The 15,987-nt window shown below is 63.7% G+C and carries 15 protein-coding genes; 2 read left to right on the forward strand and 13 right to left on the reverse strand.

Annotated elements, in window-relative coordinates; all coding sequences use genetic code 11:
- Positions 1 to 384: 384 nt before the first annotated feature.
- The 6 genes from HV753_RS30390 to HV753_RS30415 all read right to left on the reverse strand — a co-directional run bounded on the left by HV753_RS30390 (position 385) and on the right by HV753_RS30415 (position 5,071).
- Positions 385 to 1,437: an L-threonylcarbamoyladenylate synthase gene (locus HV753_RS30390; RefSeq protein WP_175178287.1), complete on the reverse strand. Its 1,053-nt coding sequence runs from the start codon at positions 1,435 to 1,437 to the stop codon at positions 385 to 387.
- A 14-nt stretch (positions 1,438 to 1,451) separates the two neighbouring features.
- Entirely contained in the window at positions 1,452 to 2,642 is a 1,191-nt protein-coding gene (locus tag HV753_RS30395) for a 5-(carboxyamino)imidazole ribonucleotide synthase (RefSeq protein ID WP_175178288.1), read from the reverse strand.
- Between the two features lie 5 nt (positions 2,643 to 2,647).
- Positions 2,648 to 3,169 carry a 5-(carboxyamino)imidazole ribonucleotide mutase gene (purE, locus tag HV753_RS30400; protein WP_175178289.1) on the reverse strand — a complete coding sequence of 174 codons (522 nt, stop codon included), beginning with the start codon at positions 3,167 to 3,169 and terminating at the stop codon, positions 2,648 to 2,650.
- A 104-nt stretch (positions 3,170 to 3,273) separates the two neighbouring features.
- Positions 3,274 to 3,846: a disulfide bond formation protein B gene (locus HV753_RS30405; RefSeq protein WP_175178290.1), complete on the reverse strand. Its 573-nt coding sequence runs from the start codon at positions 3,844 to 3,846 to the stop codon at positions 3,274 to 3,276.
- A 10-nt stretch (positions 3,847 to 3,856) separates the two neighbouring features.
- The gene (locus HV753_RS30410) at positions 3,857 to 4,015 is read right to left on the reverse strand and encodes a DUF5993 family protein (RefSeq protein ID WP_175178291.1); all 159 of its coding nucleotides are present in this window, start codon (positions 4,013 to 4,015) and stop codon (positions 3,857 to 3,859) included.
- 174 nt (positions 4,016 to 4,189) lie between these two features.
- Positions 4,190 to 5,071 carry a phosphoribosylaminoimidazolesuccinocarboxamide synthase gene (locus HV753_RS30415; RefSeq protein WP_175178292.1) on the reverse strand — a complete coding sequence of 294 codons (882 nt, stop codon included), beginning with the start codon at positions 5,069 to 5,071 and terminating at the stop codon, positions 4,190 to 4,192.
- A gap of 249 nt (positions 5,072 to 5,320) precedes the next feature.
- Between HV753_RS30415 and HV753_RS30420 the strand changes: the two genes are divergently transcribed.
- Positions 5,321 to 5,776, forward strand: a complete 456-nt coding sequence (locus tag HV753_RS30420; RefSeq protein ID WP_175178293.1) for a GFA family protein — start codon at positions 5,321 to 5,323, stop codon at positions 5,774 to 5,776.
- A 92-nt stretch (positions 5,777 to 5,868) separates the two neighbouring features.
- Here HV753_RS30420 and fba read toward each other — a convergent pair whose 3' ends face one another.
- The 7 genes from fba to HV753_RS30455 all read right to left on the reverse strand — a co-directional run bounded on the left by fba (position 5,869) and on the right by HV753_RS30455 (position 14,981).
- Positions 5,869 to 6,933: a class II fructose-bisphosphate aldolase gene (fba, locus tag HV753_RS30425; RefSeq protein ID WP_175178294.1), complete on the reverse strand. Its 1,065-nt coding sequence runs from the start codon at positions 6,931 to 6,933 to the stop codon at positions 5,869 to 5,871.
- Between the two features lie 197 nt (positions 6,934 to 7,130).
- The gene (locus HV753_RS30430) at positions 7,131 to 8,570 is read right to left on the reverse strand and encodes an amidase (protein ID WP_175178295.1); all 1,440 of its coding nucleotides are present in this window, start codon (positions 8,568 to 8,570) and stop codon (positions 7,131 to 7,133) included.
- On the reverse strand, positions 8,563 to 10,194 hold the full coding sequence (locus HV753_RS30435) for an ABC transporter ATP-binding protein (RefSeq protein ID WP_175178296.1): 1,632 nt from the start codon (positions 10,192 to 10,194) through the stop codon (positions 8,563 to 8,565). The genes HV753_RS30430 and HV753_RS30435 overlap by 8 nt, the downstream gene beginning before the upstream one ends.
- Positions 10,194 to 11,033: an ABC transporter permease gene (locus tag HV753_RS30440; RefSeq protein ID WP_175178297.1), complete on the reverse strand. Its 840-nt coding sequence runs from the start codon at positions 11,031 to 11,033 to the stop codon at positions 10,194 to 10,196. The genes HV753_RS30435 and HV753_RS30440 overlap by 1 nt, the downstream gene beginning before the upstream one ends.
- Positions 11,030 to 12,007 carry an ABC transporter permease gene (locus tag HV753_RS30445; RefSeq protein WP_175178298.1) on the reverse strand — a complete coding sequence of 326 codons (978 nt, stop codon included), beginning with the start codon at positions 12,005 to 12,007 and terminating at the stop codon, positions 11,030 to 11,032. The genes HV753_RS30440 and HV753_RS30445 overlap by 4 nt, the downstream gene beginning before the upstream one ends.
- Positions 12,004 to 13,608 carry an ABC transporter substrate-binding protein gene (locus HV753_RS30450; protein ID WP_175178299.1) on the reverse strand — a complete coding sequence of 535 codons (1,605 nt, stop codon included), beginning with the start codon at positions 13,606 to 13,608 and terminating at the stop codon, positions 12,004 to 12,006. Before HV753_RS30450 ends, HV753_RS30445 begins: the two co-directional genes overlap by 4 nt.
- Before the next feature lie 50 nt (positions 13,609 to 13,658).
- Complete coding sequence (locus tag HV753_RS30455) at positions 13,659 to 14,981, reverse strand: ArgE/DapE family deacylase (RefSeq protein WP_175178300.1); 1,323 nt, start codon at positions 14,979 to 14,981, stop codon at positions 13,659 to 13,661.
- Between the two features lie 232 nt (positions 14,982 to 15,213).
- Between HV753_RS30455 and HV753_RS30460 the strand changes: the two genes are divergently transcribed.
- A complete protein-coding gene (locus HV753_RS30460; protein WP_175178301.1) occupies positions 15,214 to 15,987 on the forward strand; it encodes an IclR family transcriptional regulator in 774 nt (257 codons plus the stop codon).

Here is a 15,987-nt window from a genome sequence, read left to right on the forward strand (position 1 = left end):
GATGTGCGATCAACCACGTGCGTTTGATGTGCGATCAACCGCGTGCATTTGATGTGCGATCAACCACGTGCATTTGATGTGCGATCAACCACGTGCATTTGATGTGCGATCAACCGCGTGCGTTTGATGTGCGATCAACCGTAGGATGGGTGTAGCGCGAGAATCTTTAAGCAAGAATATTGTCGTTCAGCGCGCGCAACCCATCAAACAACCTCCGCGTTGTGACCAACGTTGCCAAATATTCACCGTTGCTTGATGGGTTGCGCGCGCTGAATATTCGAGTTCTTGTTCGCGATCTCTCGCGCTACACCCATCCTACGAATCAGCGCACCACACATATCCATCATGGAATCGGCGTACCGTACTTCCCCGCAACGCCAACCGCTACAGGTCCGTCGTATCCAGCGTGAATGCCGCTGCGGCGCGGCCGATGCGGTCGTTGACGGCGTGCCATGCGTCGGTCGCGGGCGGCGCTTGCACGATGATGCGGGCATAGCCTTGCTTGTCCAGATCGCGTAGCAATCCGTACAAGGCCTGCGCATAGCGCGCCGGGTCTGCGGGCACGGGGTGCCACTTCAGGCGGGGGTCCAGCGCCGCTGGCGCGTCGCCATACGCCACCACCACCACGTTGCCTGCCGGCAGGTTGCGGCCCAGGGCGACGTCTTGCAAGCGCTCATCGGAGGCCAGCTCCAACGGCGTACGTGGCGCGTAGTGTGCTTTCAGCGTGCCCGAGGCGCGCGGCGCGGCGGCGTCCGGTGCAAACACCTGCACGCCCAGCACGGCTTCGATCTGCGCGGCGCTGATATGGCCCGGTCGCAGCAGCACGGGGCCGGCGCCACGGTCCAGGCGCGACAAGTCCAGGATGGTGGATTCGATGCCGACCTCCGAGGCGCCGCCTTCCAGCACGGGCATGCCGGCGGCAACTTCTTCGGGGAACTCATGGCGCACATGTTCCGCGCGGGTCGGAGACACCTGACCAAATTTGTTCGCCGACGGCGCGGCCACGCCTCCCTGGCCGTTCGGCTTGCCTGCGGCAAAGGCCGCCAGCAACGCTTGTGCCACGGGATGCGAAGGACAGCGGATGCCGATGCTGTCCTGCCCGCCGCTTACCGTATCCACAATGTGCGGCGCGCGCTTGAGGATCAAGGTCAGCGGACCTGGCCAGAATGCGTCGATCAACAAGCGCGCCTCGGGCGGCACCTGCGCTGCCCAGTACGACACGTCGCCATGCGGCGCGATGTGCACGATGACGGGATGATTCGACGGCCGGCCCTTGGCCGCGTAGATCTTTGCCACCGCCTGCGGATTCTCGGCGTCCGCACCCAGGCCGTAGACGGTCTCGGTGGGAAAGGCGGCCAGTTCGCCACTCAGCAGGCGCTGGGCGGCGTGGGCGATCTCAGCAGCGCTGGCGGATTCAGGCGGGGGCAAGGAAGGCATCGGATGGTCGCGGGCTACTCAGGGGCTTCCATGCCCAGCGCGGCGGCCACGCGGGCAGCATCGGCGCGAGCCTGGTCCAGGGTGGGCGCCACAATGGTGATGTGGCCCATCTTGCGGCCACGGCGCGCTTCCTGTTTGCCATAGAGGTGCAGCTTGGCGGTCGGCACCGACAGCGCCGCAGCCCAGTCGGGTTCGCGTTGCGTCGTCGCCGTGGCGGACGCATACCAGATGTCGCCCAGGATGTTCAGCATGACGGCGGGCGCCAGCAGGTCCGTGCTGCCCAGCGGCAGGCCGGCCATCGCACGCGCCTGCTGCTCGAACTGACTCGTGATGCAAGCATTCATCGTGTAGTGGCCGCTGTTGTGCGGGCGCGGCGCGATCTCGTTGACGATCAGGCTTCCGTCCTTCAGCACGAAGAACTCCACGCACAGCACACCGTGGTAGCCCAGGCCCTGCGCGATGGATTGCGCGGCTTCGGTTGCGCGCGCCTGCCGCTCGGCGTGGGCCGCGTCCAATTGCACCGGTGCCGCGGTGGACACCGCCAGGATGCCGTCGCGGTGCACATTGCGCGCCACGGGAAACACCACGGCAGCGCCATCGAAACCGCGCGCGATCACGACGGAAATCTCGTAGTCCAGCGGCATCAGCGCTTCAAGCACGCAGGCCACGCCGCCGAATTCGGCAAAGGCGGCCAGCGCTTCGTCGCGCGTGTTGATGCGAGCCTGCCCCTTGCCGTCATAGCCCAGGCGGGCGACTTTCAGGATGCCGGGGAACAAGGCTTCGGGCGCGGCGCGCAGATCCGCATCGTTACGGATGGCGGCGTGCGGCGCGACGGGAATGCCTTGCGAGGCAATGAAGGTCTTTTCGGCGATGCGGTCCTGCACGATGGCCACGGCATCGGCCGCCGGGCTCACGCGGCAACGGGTGGCCAGCGTGCGCAGGCTGTCTGCGGGCACGTTTTCAAATTCGGTGGTGACGGCCTGACAGGTCTGGGCCAGGCGGGCCAGGCCGGCTTCGTCATCGTAGGCGGCCTGGATGTGCAGGTCGGCCACCATGCCAGCGGGGCATTCGTCGGCCGGATCCAGCACGGCGACCTTGTAGCCCAGGCTTTGCGCCGCGTGGCAGAACATGCGGCCCAATTGGCCGCCACCCAGCAAACCCAGCCAGCCACCGGGAGCAATCATGAAAGGAGTCGATTTGGTCATACGGATCAGGCCTCGGGCGGAACCTTCATGTCGCGCGCGGCTTGCGTTTGACGCGCGCGGAACGCCACCAGCTTCTGATGCAGGCCGGCATCAGTGCCCGCCAGCGTGGCAATCACATGCAGGGCGGCATTGGCCGCACCGGCCTCGCCGATCGCGAAGGTGGCCACCGGCACGCCCTTGGGCATCTGCACGATGGACAGCAGCGAGTCTTCGCCACGCAGGTACTTGGAGGGCACGGGCACGCCGAACACCGGCACTTCCGTCAGCGCCGCCATCATGCCTGGCAGGTGCGCCGCGCCGCCCGCGCCGGCGATGATGCCGCGCAAGCCGCGGGCATGCGCCGCCGCGCCGTACTCGGCCATGTCCTGCGGCATGCGGTGCGCGGAAATCACGCGCGCCTCGTAGGCCACGCCGAAGTCCTCCAGCATGGTGACCGCGTGCTTCATGACCTCCCAATCGCTGGAAGAACCCATAATCACGCCCACCACGGGGGTGGCCTCTGCCGCTGCGGAAGTCTTCGCTGTCATAACCGGTGTCAAAGAGGTAAGACCGCGGAACCCGCCCGCGGAATGTCAAAGGGCCGCGGATCAGGTCCGCGAAACCCGGTATTTTACCCGGCGCGCAAGACGGGCTATCGCGGGGCCGAAGATGGCAGCCACAGATAGCTGTCGGGATTGTCCGGGCAAGGCCCGAACCCGCACTCCAGTGTGGTGCTGCCGACGTTGGCCAGGGCCATGACGAAAAACAGGGCCATGACCACGATGCCGACCGCCGAGACCGGCTTTTTCAGCATGCTGTCGCCCCATTTGCGGTCGGCGGACTGCATCAGGACGCAGAAGACGATGATGGCGCAAAACGCGATGAACGCCCAGGTGTAGAAATGCAGTCCCAGGAATGGCGTGCCATAGCCGGGATCGCCCGGGGCGATGTGCAGCAGCACCTGGCGGCCCGATGCCAGCATGCCCCCCAAGGACGCCGCGACACTCATCGCATAGTGCATGGGAGACGGGCCTACCCGCATGTTCAGCAGGAATCCCACGCCGGCCAGGATGAGCGCCACGCGCTGCAAGAGGCACAAGGGGCACGGCAGTTCGTCATAGATGAATTGCCAGGCGAAGGCCATGCCCAGGGCGCCGGTAACGCCCAATAGCGCCAAACCGTTCAGCACGCGCGAACCGCGCGCGGGGTTGCGGGAGAAGATCATCGCCCTGCCCTTACCAAGACAGCGCCAGCGGGCTGGTCATGTGGTACTGGCACCATGCGGCGAAGATGCCGAGCGTCAACAGCCAGAAGGTCACGCAGGGCCGGCGCTTTCCCAGCATCCCGAACCACACCGCGACCACTCCGGTCAGAAAGGGCAACATCATGATCATGCGGAAGGCTCCTGTCGACAGACGTCCTGCTAAGGCAGCCGGGAAGTATAGCGTAACAATACGCAATAATTGTTATCGATTCCCCTGATGACAATCAACCGGTTTGGGAGAGGTATTCAAGGCCCAGGCATAAAAAAACCGCTCAGTGAGCGGTTTTTTTAATCACCGGAAAGATCAGGCGACCAGACGATCCAGTGCCTCGCGGTACTTGGCCGCGGTCTTTTCCAGCACGTCCTGCGGCAAGCGCGGGGCGGGCGGCGTCTTGTCCCAGGTCTGGGTTTCCAGCCAGTCGCGCACGAACTGCTTGTCGAAGGACGGGGGGCTGATGCCGACGCGGTAGCCGTCGGCCGGCCAGAAGCGCGACGAGTCCGGCGTCAGCACTTCGTCCATCAAGTGCAGCGTGCCGTTGTCGTCCAAGCCGAATTCAAACTTGGTGTCGGCAATGATGATGCCCTTGGTGGCGGCGAACTTGGCAGCTTCGGCGTACAGCTTGAGCGTGACGTCGCGGATGCGCTCGGCCATTTCCTGGCCGACTTCCTTGACCACGTGCGCGAAGTCCACGTTTTCGTCGTGCATGCCGAATTCGGCCTTGGCGGCGGGCGTGAAGATGGGCTCGGGCAATTGGCTGGCCTGTTGCAGGCCGGCGGGCAGCTTGATGCCGCAGATGGCGCCGGTGGCTTGGTAATCCTTCCAGCCGGAACCGATCAGGTAGCCGCGGGCAACCGCTTCCACCAGGATCGGCTTCAGACGCTTGACCACGACGGCGCGTCCGCGCACCTGGTCAACTTCGTCCGGAGCCACCACGTCTTCGGGCTTCACGCCCGTGGAGTGGTTCGGCAGGATGTGGGCCAGCTTCTGCAACCAGAATTCGGTCAGCTCGGTCAGCACCTGTCCCTTGCCGGGAATGGGATCGTCAAGAATCACGTCGAAGGCGGAGATACGATCCGACGCGACGATCAGCAACTTGTCGTCGCCCACCGCGTACATATCGCGCACCTTACCGCGGCCCAGCAGCGGCAAGGACTTGATGCTGGATTGATGCAAAGCAGAAGTCACGGGAATGGCCTATGGCAAAAATGAAGATTCCCGCCTCGGGCAAGCGCCAGGGCGGGAAGTAGAACGAAATCGGAAACCGCGCAGCCGACCGGCGCTGGAAAGCGGGTCGTGCAAAGCGCATAGATTACTGCAAATAAGGCCGCCTTGCCGGGCAGCAGGCAGCGGGTTAGTCTGGCTGCGTTCGAACATGCGCGCTGACCGCGATCCGCGTCACGGCGCCCCCTTTTCACCTGGAGGAGACACAGTCGTATGCAGGATGCTTCCCATAAACGCACGCCCCACGCCGGCGCGCAGGTTCATTTGACGGGCGGATGCCAATGCGGCGCCGTGCGCTACGCAATCTCTGACGAACCCATCACGGCCGCCACCTGTCATTGCCGAGACTGCCAGTATTCCAGCGGCGGCGCCCCGGCTCATGCGCTGATCTTCCCGGCTGGCTCGATCACGATGCTGCGCGGCCAGGCCAAGGAACACCGCTACAAGGGCGATTCCGGCCACACGGTCATGCGCAGTTTCTGTGCCGCCTGTGGCACGCCGCTGTTCGGCGGATCGGAAGGCATGGGCTACGAAGTGGTGCGCGCCGGCTCGCTGGACGATCCTGAAGCCTTCCACGCCCAGGCCAGTCTGTGGACGGATTCCGCACCCTCCTGGCACCACGTGAACCGCAGCGTTCCGCACTTCCCAAAGAACAGCCCGCCTGCGTAACCATCGTCAATTGGCAAAAAAAGGGGCGGATCCGAATGGACCCGCCCCTTTTCATTGCCATGGCGCCGTCCGGAGACGGCGCCAGGCACGTCTTATTGCACCACTTGCGACAGCTTGCCCGACGCATATTGCGCGGCGATGTCGATCAGCGGCAAGGCCTTGATCTTGCTGGCGTTACCGGCGGTGCCGAATTCCGTGTAGCGGGCCACGCAAATTGCCTTGGCGGCAGCGCGGGCGGGCTTCAGGTATTCGCGCGGGTCGAACTTTTCGGGGTTCTCGGCAAAGAAGCGGCGGATCGCGCCGGTCATGGCCAGACGGATATCGGTGTCGATATTGATCTTGCGCACGCCGTATTTGATGGCTTCCTGGATTTCCTCGACGGGCACGCCGTAGGTTTCCTTCATGTTGCCGCCGAATTCACGGATCTCGGCCAACAGTTCCTGCGGCACGCTGGAGCTGCCATGCATCACCAGGTGGGTGTTCGGCAGGCGGGCGTGGATTTCCTTGATGCGGGAAATCGACAGGATGTCGCCGGTGGGCTTGCGCGTGAACTTGTAGGCGCCGTGGCTGGTGCCGATGGCGATGGCCAGGGCGTCCAGCTGGGTGCGGCGCACGAAGTCGGCGGCTTGTTCCGGGTCGGTCAGCAACTGATCCATGGTCAGCTTGCCGTCGGCGCCGTGACCGTCTTCCTTGTCGCCTTCCATGGTTTCCAGGGAACCCAGGCAGCCGAGTTCGCCTTCAACGGTCACGCCCAGCTTGTGGGCGATGTCCACGACCTTCTTGGTGACTTCGACGTTGTAGTCGTAGTCGGCGATGGTCTTGCCGTCTTCCTTCAACGAACCGTCCATCATCACGCTGGAGAAACCCAGGTCCATGGCGCCTTGGCAAACCTTGGGCGACTGGCCGTGATCCTGGTGCATCACGACGGGGATGTGCGGGTAGGATTCCACCGCGGCCTGGATCAGGTGCTTCAGAAAGCCTTCGCCCGCATACTTGCGCGCGCCGGCCGAGGCCTGCATGATCACCGGGCTATCGGTCTCCGCAGCGGCTTCCATGATGGCCTGAACCTGTTCCAGGTTGTTGACGTTGAAAGCCGGAATGCCGTAGCCGTGCTCGGCGGCATGGTCGAGCAACTGGCGCATGGAGACTAGGGCCATGAGTGGTCCTCCTAATTACTGTCTATGGAAAGATGGTTGAAGTCCTGCTGAATAGGGTGATTTTACGGGGGATTCGGAGAAAGGTCTTGCAACCGGCCGTATCCGATCCATTCAGACGATGGCGAACGCCCTGAAACCCGTCTGTCCTCCGCCAGAGGAAGGAGGGGCGGCGGCCCCCCCGCCCCTTGTTTCCTCCCTTAGACCGCCGTCGGCACCGCGATGCGGCCTGCCCAAGGCTGAGCCACTTCCAACTGGGCCGACAAGGCCAACACCACGTCTTCACGCCCATAGCGGCCCACGACCTGGACGCCCACCGGCAGTCCAGTGCCTGTCCAGACTAGAGGCAAGCTGGCCGCCGGCTGGCCGGAGGCATTGAACGCGGCCGAGAACGTGCCATAGGTGGCAACCTTGCGGCGGAAATCCAGGAAGGATCCTTGGGCGGTGGACAGTTCACCCAGCTTCAGTGGCAATTGCGTCAGCGACGGCGACAAAATCGCGTCGTAGCCATCCATATAGCCATCCAGTATCCGACCGATGGCATGGAAGCGATTGACGCTGGCAATGTAGTGGGCGGCGGGTAGCGTCTTGCCGTATTCATAGCCCTGGCGCAGTACGGGTTCCAGGTCGCCATCACCAAGCGCGCGGCCCGTCAGACCCAGCCGGGTGTCCACCGACAGCACGATGTTGCCCGCCAGCACATTGGCGTGGGCCAGCACGAAGGCCTCGTATTCGATGTCCGGCGGCGTCCCGTCGACGACCTCGTGCCCCAATTCCCTGCATAGCTGGGCCGCCCGTTCCACCGCGGCGACGCATTCCGGCGCCACCGGCACACCATTCCAGGCCTCGCGCCACAGCGCGATGCGCAACTTGCGCGGCGCCACGGACAGCATTTCCAGGTAGGACGCCGACGGAGGCGGCGCGGCGTAGGGCGCTCCTGGTTCAAAGCCGCCGATGGCGTCAAGCGCCGCGGCCGTGTCGCGCACGGAACGCGATAGCACGCCGTCGGTCGCCAGGCCGCCCCAACCTTCCCCACGGAACGGCCCCATGGGCACGCGGCCCCGCGACACCTTCAAACCGTAGACGCCGCAGCTGGCAGCCGGAATACGGATCGAACCGCCACCATCGCTGCCATGCGCCAAGGGCACGATCCCCGCCGCCACGGCCGCCGCCGCGCCACCGCTGGAACCGCCCGACGACCGCGTCGGATCCCAGGGGTTGCGAGTCGGTCCGCCATTGCGCGCCGCCTCGGTCGTGGGCGCCATGCAGAATTCGGGGACAGTCGTGCGGGCAAAGGGAATCAGCCCCGCAGCCTCGAAGCGGTCGGCCAGCGTGGCGTTGCGCGTGTAAGGCGTGTCGTTCAGCAGGCGCGAGCCCAGGCTGGACGGGAAGCGCTTGTGTGCCAGCCCGGAATCCTTCAACAGGAACGGAATGGCACCGAACGTCCCACGCGGCTGCCATCCCCGCGCGACTTGCAGCGATTCTTCAAAGCGTTCATAGCACAACGCATTCATGGCCGGCGCGTGCTGCCGCGCCAGCCGGATGGCGCAGGCCATCAGGTCTTCCGCGCTGACTTCGCGCTTGGCCAACAAGTCGGCCAGCGCCAAGCCGTCCTGCAACTGATACTCGGTGTCACGCATACTGCTCACTCCTGGTTGATGGGTCCGGCAGCGCCGCCAGATCGGGCTTGTTCCAGGCTCTGCCCGGCACGGAATCGATCAAGCGGCGCGTGTATTCATGCTGCGGGTGATAAAAAATAGTGGCGGCGCGATCCAGTTCGACGATCTGTCCCTGGCGCATCACCGCAATGCGGTCGCATATCTGGGCCGCGACGCGCAAGTCATGGGTAATGAACAACACCGACAGGTCGAACTGGCCGCTGACGGTCTTCAGAAGGTCCAGCACCTGCGCCTGGATGGACACGTCCAGCGCCGAAACCGCCTCGTCGGCCACGAGCAGGCGCGGTTTGAGCGCAAGCGCTCGCGCGATGCCGACACGCTGGCGTTGCCCGCCGGAGAATTGGTGCGGATAACGATCGCCGGCGTCGCCGCCCAAGCCGACCAGTTCCAGCAGTTCGCGGGCTTCGCGCAGGGCTGTCTTGCGGTTTTCGCCAAAGGCGATCGGCCCTTGGGCAACCGCTTCGATGACACGATGGCGCGGATTCAACGACGCATACGGATCCTGGAACACCATCTGGATCTGTCGGCGGTAGGGACGGAAATCGCGCGGCTTCAGCCCCACCAATTCCTGCCCTTCCATGCGGACGCTGCCGCTGTCGGGTGAAATCAACCCAATCAGCGTGCGACCCAGCGTCGACTTGCCCGACCCGGACTCACCCACCAGCCCCAGCGTCTCGCCCTGCCGGATCTCAAGCGAGATATCCTGCAGCGCGTCGACCCGGCGCCCGCCAGTGGCGAAGGTCTTGCACAATTTTTGCACCACCATCAACGGCGGCGCGCCTGCGGTTTCTTCCTTGCCTTCCGGTTTGTGCGGGACTGCCGCGATCAGTTGCCGCGTGTACGGATGTTGCGGCCGGTTGAGGATGTCATCAGCCACGCCGGCCTCGACCACCGCGCCCTTGCGCATCACGACAATGCGGTCCGCGATATCGGCCACCACGCCGAAATCATGCGTGATGAAGATGACGCCGATGCCCATGCGCTGCTGGATATCCTTGATCAGGCTCAGGATCTGCGCCTGCGTGGTGACATCAAGCGCGGTCGTGGGCTCGTCGGCGATCAGCACGTCCGGCTCCAACGCCAGGGCCATGGCGATCACCACCCGCTGCCGCTGTCCGCCCGACAACTGGAATGGAAAGGCGTCGTACATGGCTTGCGGATCGGGCAGCAGCACTTGCCCGAACAGTTCCAGCACCCGTTGCCTGCGGGCGGCGGCGTTCATGTTGGTGTGCCGTTCCAGCACTTCGTCAACCTGCCGGCCCACACGCATGATGGGGTTCAACGCCGTCATGGGTTCCTGGAACACCATGCCGAACGATCTGCCGCGCAGCGCATACCAGTCCGTGGTGGACAGGCCGACCAGATCGCGCCCGTTGTACAGGATCTGGCCTTGCGTCACGCTCAGTTGGTCGGCCGGCAGCAATCCCATGATGGCGTGCGCCGTGACGGATTTGCCCGACCCTGATTCGCCCACCACGCACAGGATCTCGTTGCGGTTCACGGTGTAGGACACGTCCTGCACCACCGTCGGCCCGCCATGGGCCGCCGTAACGCTGAGATCGCGAATTTCCAAAAGCGCGCTCATTACGTCGTCCTCCTGCGAGCCAGTTTGGGGTTAAGGGCGTCGTTCAGCGCTTCACCGATCAGATTCAGCGACAGCACCGTCACCAGGATGGCCACGCCCGGAAAGACGCTCATCCACCAGGCATCGCGCAGCACGCTGCGCGATGCCCCGATGATGTAGCCCCACGTCATGGCGTTGGGATCACCGAGGCCCAGAAAGCTCAGCGCCGATTCCAGCAGGATCGAACTGGCGATCATCAGCGAGCCCGATACGATGACTGGCGACAGGCTGTTGGGCAGAATCTGCGTCAAAATGATGCGCAGGTTCGATTGGCCGGACAGCATCGCTGCCTGCACGAACTCGCGATTTTTCAGGCTCATGAATTCCGCCCGCACCAGACGGGCCAATGGCGGCCAGGACACCACGGCGATCGCAAAGATCACCGTGCCCATCGTCGGCGTCAGAATCGCCACCAGCACAACGGCCAGGAAGAAGCTGGGGATGGTCTGGAACAGTTCGATGAACCCCACTATGGCCTGATCCACGCGCCCGCCGTAGAAGCCCGCCAGCGCGCCCACCGTGATGCCCAGCAGAATGGACACTGCGGTGGACACCGCCGCCAGCACCAGCGTGACGCGCGATCCATAGGCGATGCCGGTCGCGATATCGCGGCCCAACGTGTCGGTTCCCAGCAAGGCGCCGTCGGACAGCGGTGGCATGAAAGGGCCGTTGATGATGTCCCACGGGCTGTCGGGGAACATCCAGCTGGCGGTGATGGCCAGCAGCGTCACCAGCGCCAGCACGATCAGCCCCATGATGCCGCCCTTGTTGCGGCAGAACGATTGCATGAACGCTTTCATTTGAGTTCGATCCGGGGATCCGCCACCGTGTACAGAATGTCGGTGACAAGGTTGACCACGACCACGATCAATGAGGCCATGAAGAACACGCCAAGCAGCACGCTATAGTCGCGTTGAATCAACGCATCGAACGCCAGCCGCCCGATGCCCGGCCACGCGAACACGGTTTCGACCAGCAACGAGCCGCCGATCAGACCGCCCGCCTGGATGCCCGCATAGGTGATGACGGGCAACAGCGCGTTGCGCAGCACATGGCGCACGATCACCGTGCGTTCGGACAGCCCCTTGGCGCGCGCCGTCTTCACGAAATCCAGCTGGCTGATTTCCAGAATGGACGCGCGGGTCAGCCGGGCGTAGACGGCCATGTAGAACATGCCCAGCGTCAGGGCAGGCAAGAGCAGGTGCTTGGCCACGTCGGCCACCCGTGCCAGGCCCGTCAGATTGGCCCCCACGCTTTCGTAGCCAAAGGCGGGCAGCCATTCCAGATTGACCGAAAACAGCAACACCAGCATCAGCCCCACCCAGAACAGCGGCGTGGCATAGGCCAGCATGGATAGCGTGGTGATGACGGTATCGCCCCATTTCCCCACGCGCAGCGCGGCTTGCGTGCCCAGGCTGACGCCCGCCAGCAGCGCAAACGCAAACGCTGACAACGTCAACAACAAGGTGGCCGGCAGGTGTTGAAGAATCAAGCTGGAAACCGGAGCCTGCTGACGATAGGAATACCCCAGATCGAACGTCGCAACGCTCTTGAGGTATTGCCCCAGCTGCACGGCAATCGGCTTGTCCAGACCAAATTCCTGCCGCAGCTTGGCGATGAATTCGGCATCCACCGCACCCGACTGCCCGGCCAGGATTTCAGCCGGGTCGCCCGGCGCGGCGCGGACCAGGAAGAAGTTGAAGAGCGCGATCATCAACAGAACCAGGACGCTCTTGACCACCCGGTTCGCCAGGAAGGTGGCGATCTTCTTCATTCTTTGGACAACCAGGTGTCGCTTTGCGTGTCCACCACGCCCAGCGCGGTCGTCACGGCATCATGCACGCGCTTGTTCAGCAAGGTCGAATAGTTCGTGTCCGCCAGCCACAGCACGGGCACGTCTTCGACCAGAATGCGTTGCGCTTCGCTATACAGTTTCTGGCGCTCTTCATCCGTGGCGGCCGTGGCTGCGGCGTTGAACAGTTCATCGACCTTCGGATTGTTGTACTGCGAGGTGTTGCTGAACATCAGCCCTTTCTTGATGTTGCTGCCCAGATAGGTGCGCGACACGCCGATGGCCGGATCGCCGTACTGGAACACGCCGTTGGCGCCCATGTCGTAATCCCAGTTGCCAACGCGGCTCGTCCAGCCGCCAACGTCCGTGTTTTCGATCGTGACCGCCACGCCGATCTTGGCGAGGTTCTGCTTGATGTATTCGGCGGTGCGGCGCGGCATTTCGCCGTAAGGCAGCGGAATCAGGCCGATGGTTGCGCGCACGCCCTTGGCGTCGGGTTTCAGGCCCATTTCATCCAGCAAGGCAATGGCCTGCTTCGGATCGTAGGGATACTTCTTGACGTTGGCGTCATAGAAGCGCGTGTTGTGGTGGATGGGGCCAGTGGCGACGGTGCCCGAGCCAAACATGATCTTGTCGACAATGAACTCGCGGTTGATGCCGTACATCAGCGCCTGACGGAAGCGCTTGTCGGAAAAGGGCTGACGGCCGCCGTTCAGCTCGATCCACTGCATAGTGGACCAGTACTCGTATCCCTTATGGGTCTGTGTGATGCTGGGCAGCTTGGCCACGCGCGGCACATCGACGGGTTCGATGTCCTGCAGCCAGGCCTGCATCACCGAGCCCTGCTCCAACGCCACGCGACGCGATGCGGAATCGGGAATCACGCGGTAGGTGATGCCGTCCAGATAGGGGCGGCCTTCCTTCCAGTAGTGCTCGTTCTTGACCAGCTCGATGTACGAGCCGCGTTCCCAGCGCTTGAACTTGAACGGGCCGGTGCCAATCGGCGCATTGTTGTTCGGGTTCTGCCCGATCGGGGTATCAACGTCGTACAGATGCTTGGGCAGGATGGCGCCGCCGCCGATATCAAAGGCGTACAGGAAGGCGGAGTACGGCTGCTTCAGTTTGAAGACCACGGTTTGCGCATCGGGCGCCGATACCTCCTGCACGTTGGACATCAACGTGCGGGTGCGCGGCGTGTTGGCCAGGATCTTCGTGTAGGTAAAGACGACGTCGTCCGATGAGAACGTCTTGCCGTCATGCCATTGCACCTTGGGCTGCAAATGGAAGGTGTAGGTGAGGCGGTCGCTGGAAACGTCCCAGGACTTGGCCAGACCGGGCTGCGGCTTCAGATCGAAGGAATAGGTCAACAGGCTTTCAAAGATCTTGCCGGCCACCAACTGCGTGCCGGCCACCTGCTGCACCGCCAGGTTCAAGGTAGGCGGCTCAGGGTTCAGGATGGCGGTCAGCACGCCGCCATACTGCGGGGTTTCCGCAGCATGCGACAGGGGGATGGCGACAGACGTCAGGCTGGCGGCGACCAGCGCGCAGCGCGCCAGAACGCGCCGGGCGTTAGAGGATTTCATGGCGGGAGTTCCGTAGGAAAAGGAGACCGCGGCCGATGCCGCGGGAGGACTCAGGCTTGCAGCGGTTCGATGCCGCACCAGTCGTGGATGAAGAGCGCCAGCGATGTCGCGACGCGCACCATGCTGTCCACCGACACGCACTCGTTGAAACCATGCACGTTCTGCACCTTGGGGCCGTAGCAGGTCACGGGCACATCCATCATCAAGCGGAAATGACGGCCGTCGGTGGTGGCGGTCAACGCAGTGGGTTGCGGCAGTTCACCTGCCACGCGCCGATGCGCATCCGCCAGCAACTGCATGGCGGGCACGTCCAGGTCGTATTCGCAGCCGGGCGCGTGGAAGCCTTCGTAGCGGATATCGATACGAACATCGCTATCGGTCAGCGTGGTCTCGACCGCGCGGATACGCTCCTCGACCAGCCGCTTGGCGGCATCGATGGTCATGTCCGGATAGCAGGCAATGCGCATGCCCAGCGTGCAGACGCTGGGCACCGACGAATTCCAGTCGCCCGCGTGAATCTGGCCCAGGTTGAAATTGATCGGATGGGCATGCTCGCGATAGGCGGGATGCCGGTTTTCCGGCAGATTCCATTCGTGCTCAAGCTGCTTCATGGCATCGACGATCCGCAGCCCGGTTTCAACGGGGTTGACGCCGGTGGTCATGTAGGCGGCATGCGCAGGCCGGCCCACGATATCCACGTACATCCAGTACACGCCCAATTGCGCGCTCATCATGCGTTCGTGCGTGGGTTCGGGAATGACGACGGCATCGAAGGCGCTGAGCTTGGCCGCCGCGATGGCGCTTTGCAACGCGGACACGGTAGCCAGCGTGCCGTTGCCGGTGTTCTCTTCTTCGAGCACGCCATTAAAGCCCACGGCGCCGGCCGGCTGCACGCCCAGGTCGCGCAGGGCCTTGAACGCCGCCAGCGCGCATATGATGCCGGCCTTCATGTCGCCCGCGCCCCGGCCGTACAACCAGCCGTCGCGCAGTTCGCCGTCGAACGGCGCAGGGTCCCAGAGTTCGTGGGGGCCGGTGGGCACCACATCCAGGTGGCCGTTGAACAGCACGGCCCGGCCGCCCGCGCTTCGCGGCTCATGGCGGGCCAGTACGTTGTAGCGTCCGCCGTCCGGGCAGCAGGCGGGGGAATACAGCGGCAGGTTCTTGAGTTCTTCCGTGCGCAGCGCAATCCGCTCGGAAGCCAGGCCCAAATCCGCCAGGGCATCTTCCATGAACTGAGCCGCGGACATTTCCTGTCCGGGCAGGCTGCGGCATTGCACGAATCCGGTCAGCGTATCGGTCATGTACTGGCGAAGGTTGCCCACGGCTTCGGCGATTTGGGCCTGATCCAGGCGGGTTGCGGCGACGGCACTCATTGCATTCCCCTTGTCGGTTGTGAAATCTCAAATTTCATAAGTATCAATATTTGATACTTAGATATCTATATTTGGCATGATAGAGTTCACGAAAGCGCCGGACAAGACATAAACCATGGGTGATTTCCCTAGCCCTGTCAGAAATCGCTAGCCGCTACAGTGCGTATCCCGCGTGCTGTCGCCACAAGCCGACGGCATGCCGCAAAGAACAAAAGAACTGGAGTAAATCAACATGGCGACAACCGAGACCCGGTTCAACCAATCCCTGGCGAAAGGCTTCGGCATCCTGGAGGCTTTCTCCAACCACCCCGGCCCGCTCAGCCTGAACGAGCTGACGGAACTGTCGGGGCTGGACCGCAGCTCGACCCAGCGCATGCTCCACACGCTGGTGGCCCTGGGTTACCTGGAGCGTGGCAGCAACCAGCGCGGCTATGTGCTGGGCAAGAAGATCCTGGATCGAACCTTCGACTTCCTGCGCGGCCACCCCCTGCTGGAACGCGCCACCCCGATCCTGGAGCAGCTACAGCAGGAATGCGGCGAACGTGTCGATCTCAGCCTGTTCGATGACCTGACCATCGTCTACGCGCTGCGGCGCCAGACCAAGCGGCAGACCTTCTACGCCACCCTGATCGGCCGCCGCATGCCGACGTTTTCGTCCTCTGGCGGCCGCGCCATCATGTCGCACATGGACGACGCCGAAGTCGATGACATCCTGGCGCGCAGCGACATGCGGCCGCTGACTCCCAAGACGATCACCGACCCGGAACTGATCCGCCAGCGCGTGCGCGAGGCGCGCGTGCAGGGCTACGCCATCTGCCTGGAAGAGAGCATGGTGGGCGAGATCGTGCTGGCCAGCGCCGTGGTTGACCACGCCGGCCGGCCAATGGCGGCCATTCATATCTCCGGACTACTGGCCGAATGGACGCTGGAATCCTTCTCCCAACGCTTCAGTTCGCTGGCCATATCCGCCGCGCGCGCGCTCAGCGGCCGCCCCAACCGCAACTGA

The organism is Achromobacter pestifer (assembly GCF_902859625.1).
GTDB lineage: Bacteria > Pseudomonadota > Gammaproteobacteria > Burkholderiales > Burkholderiaceae_B > Achromobacter > Achromobacter pestifer.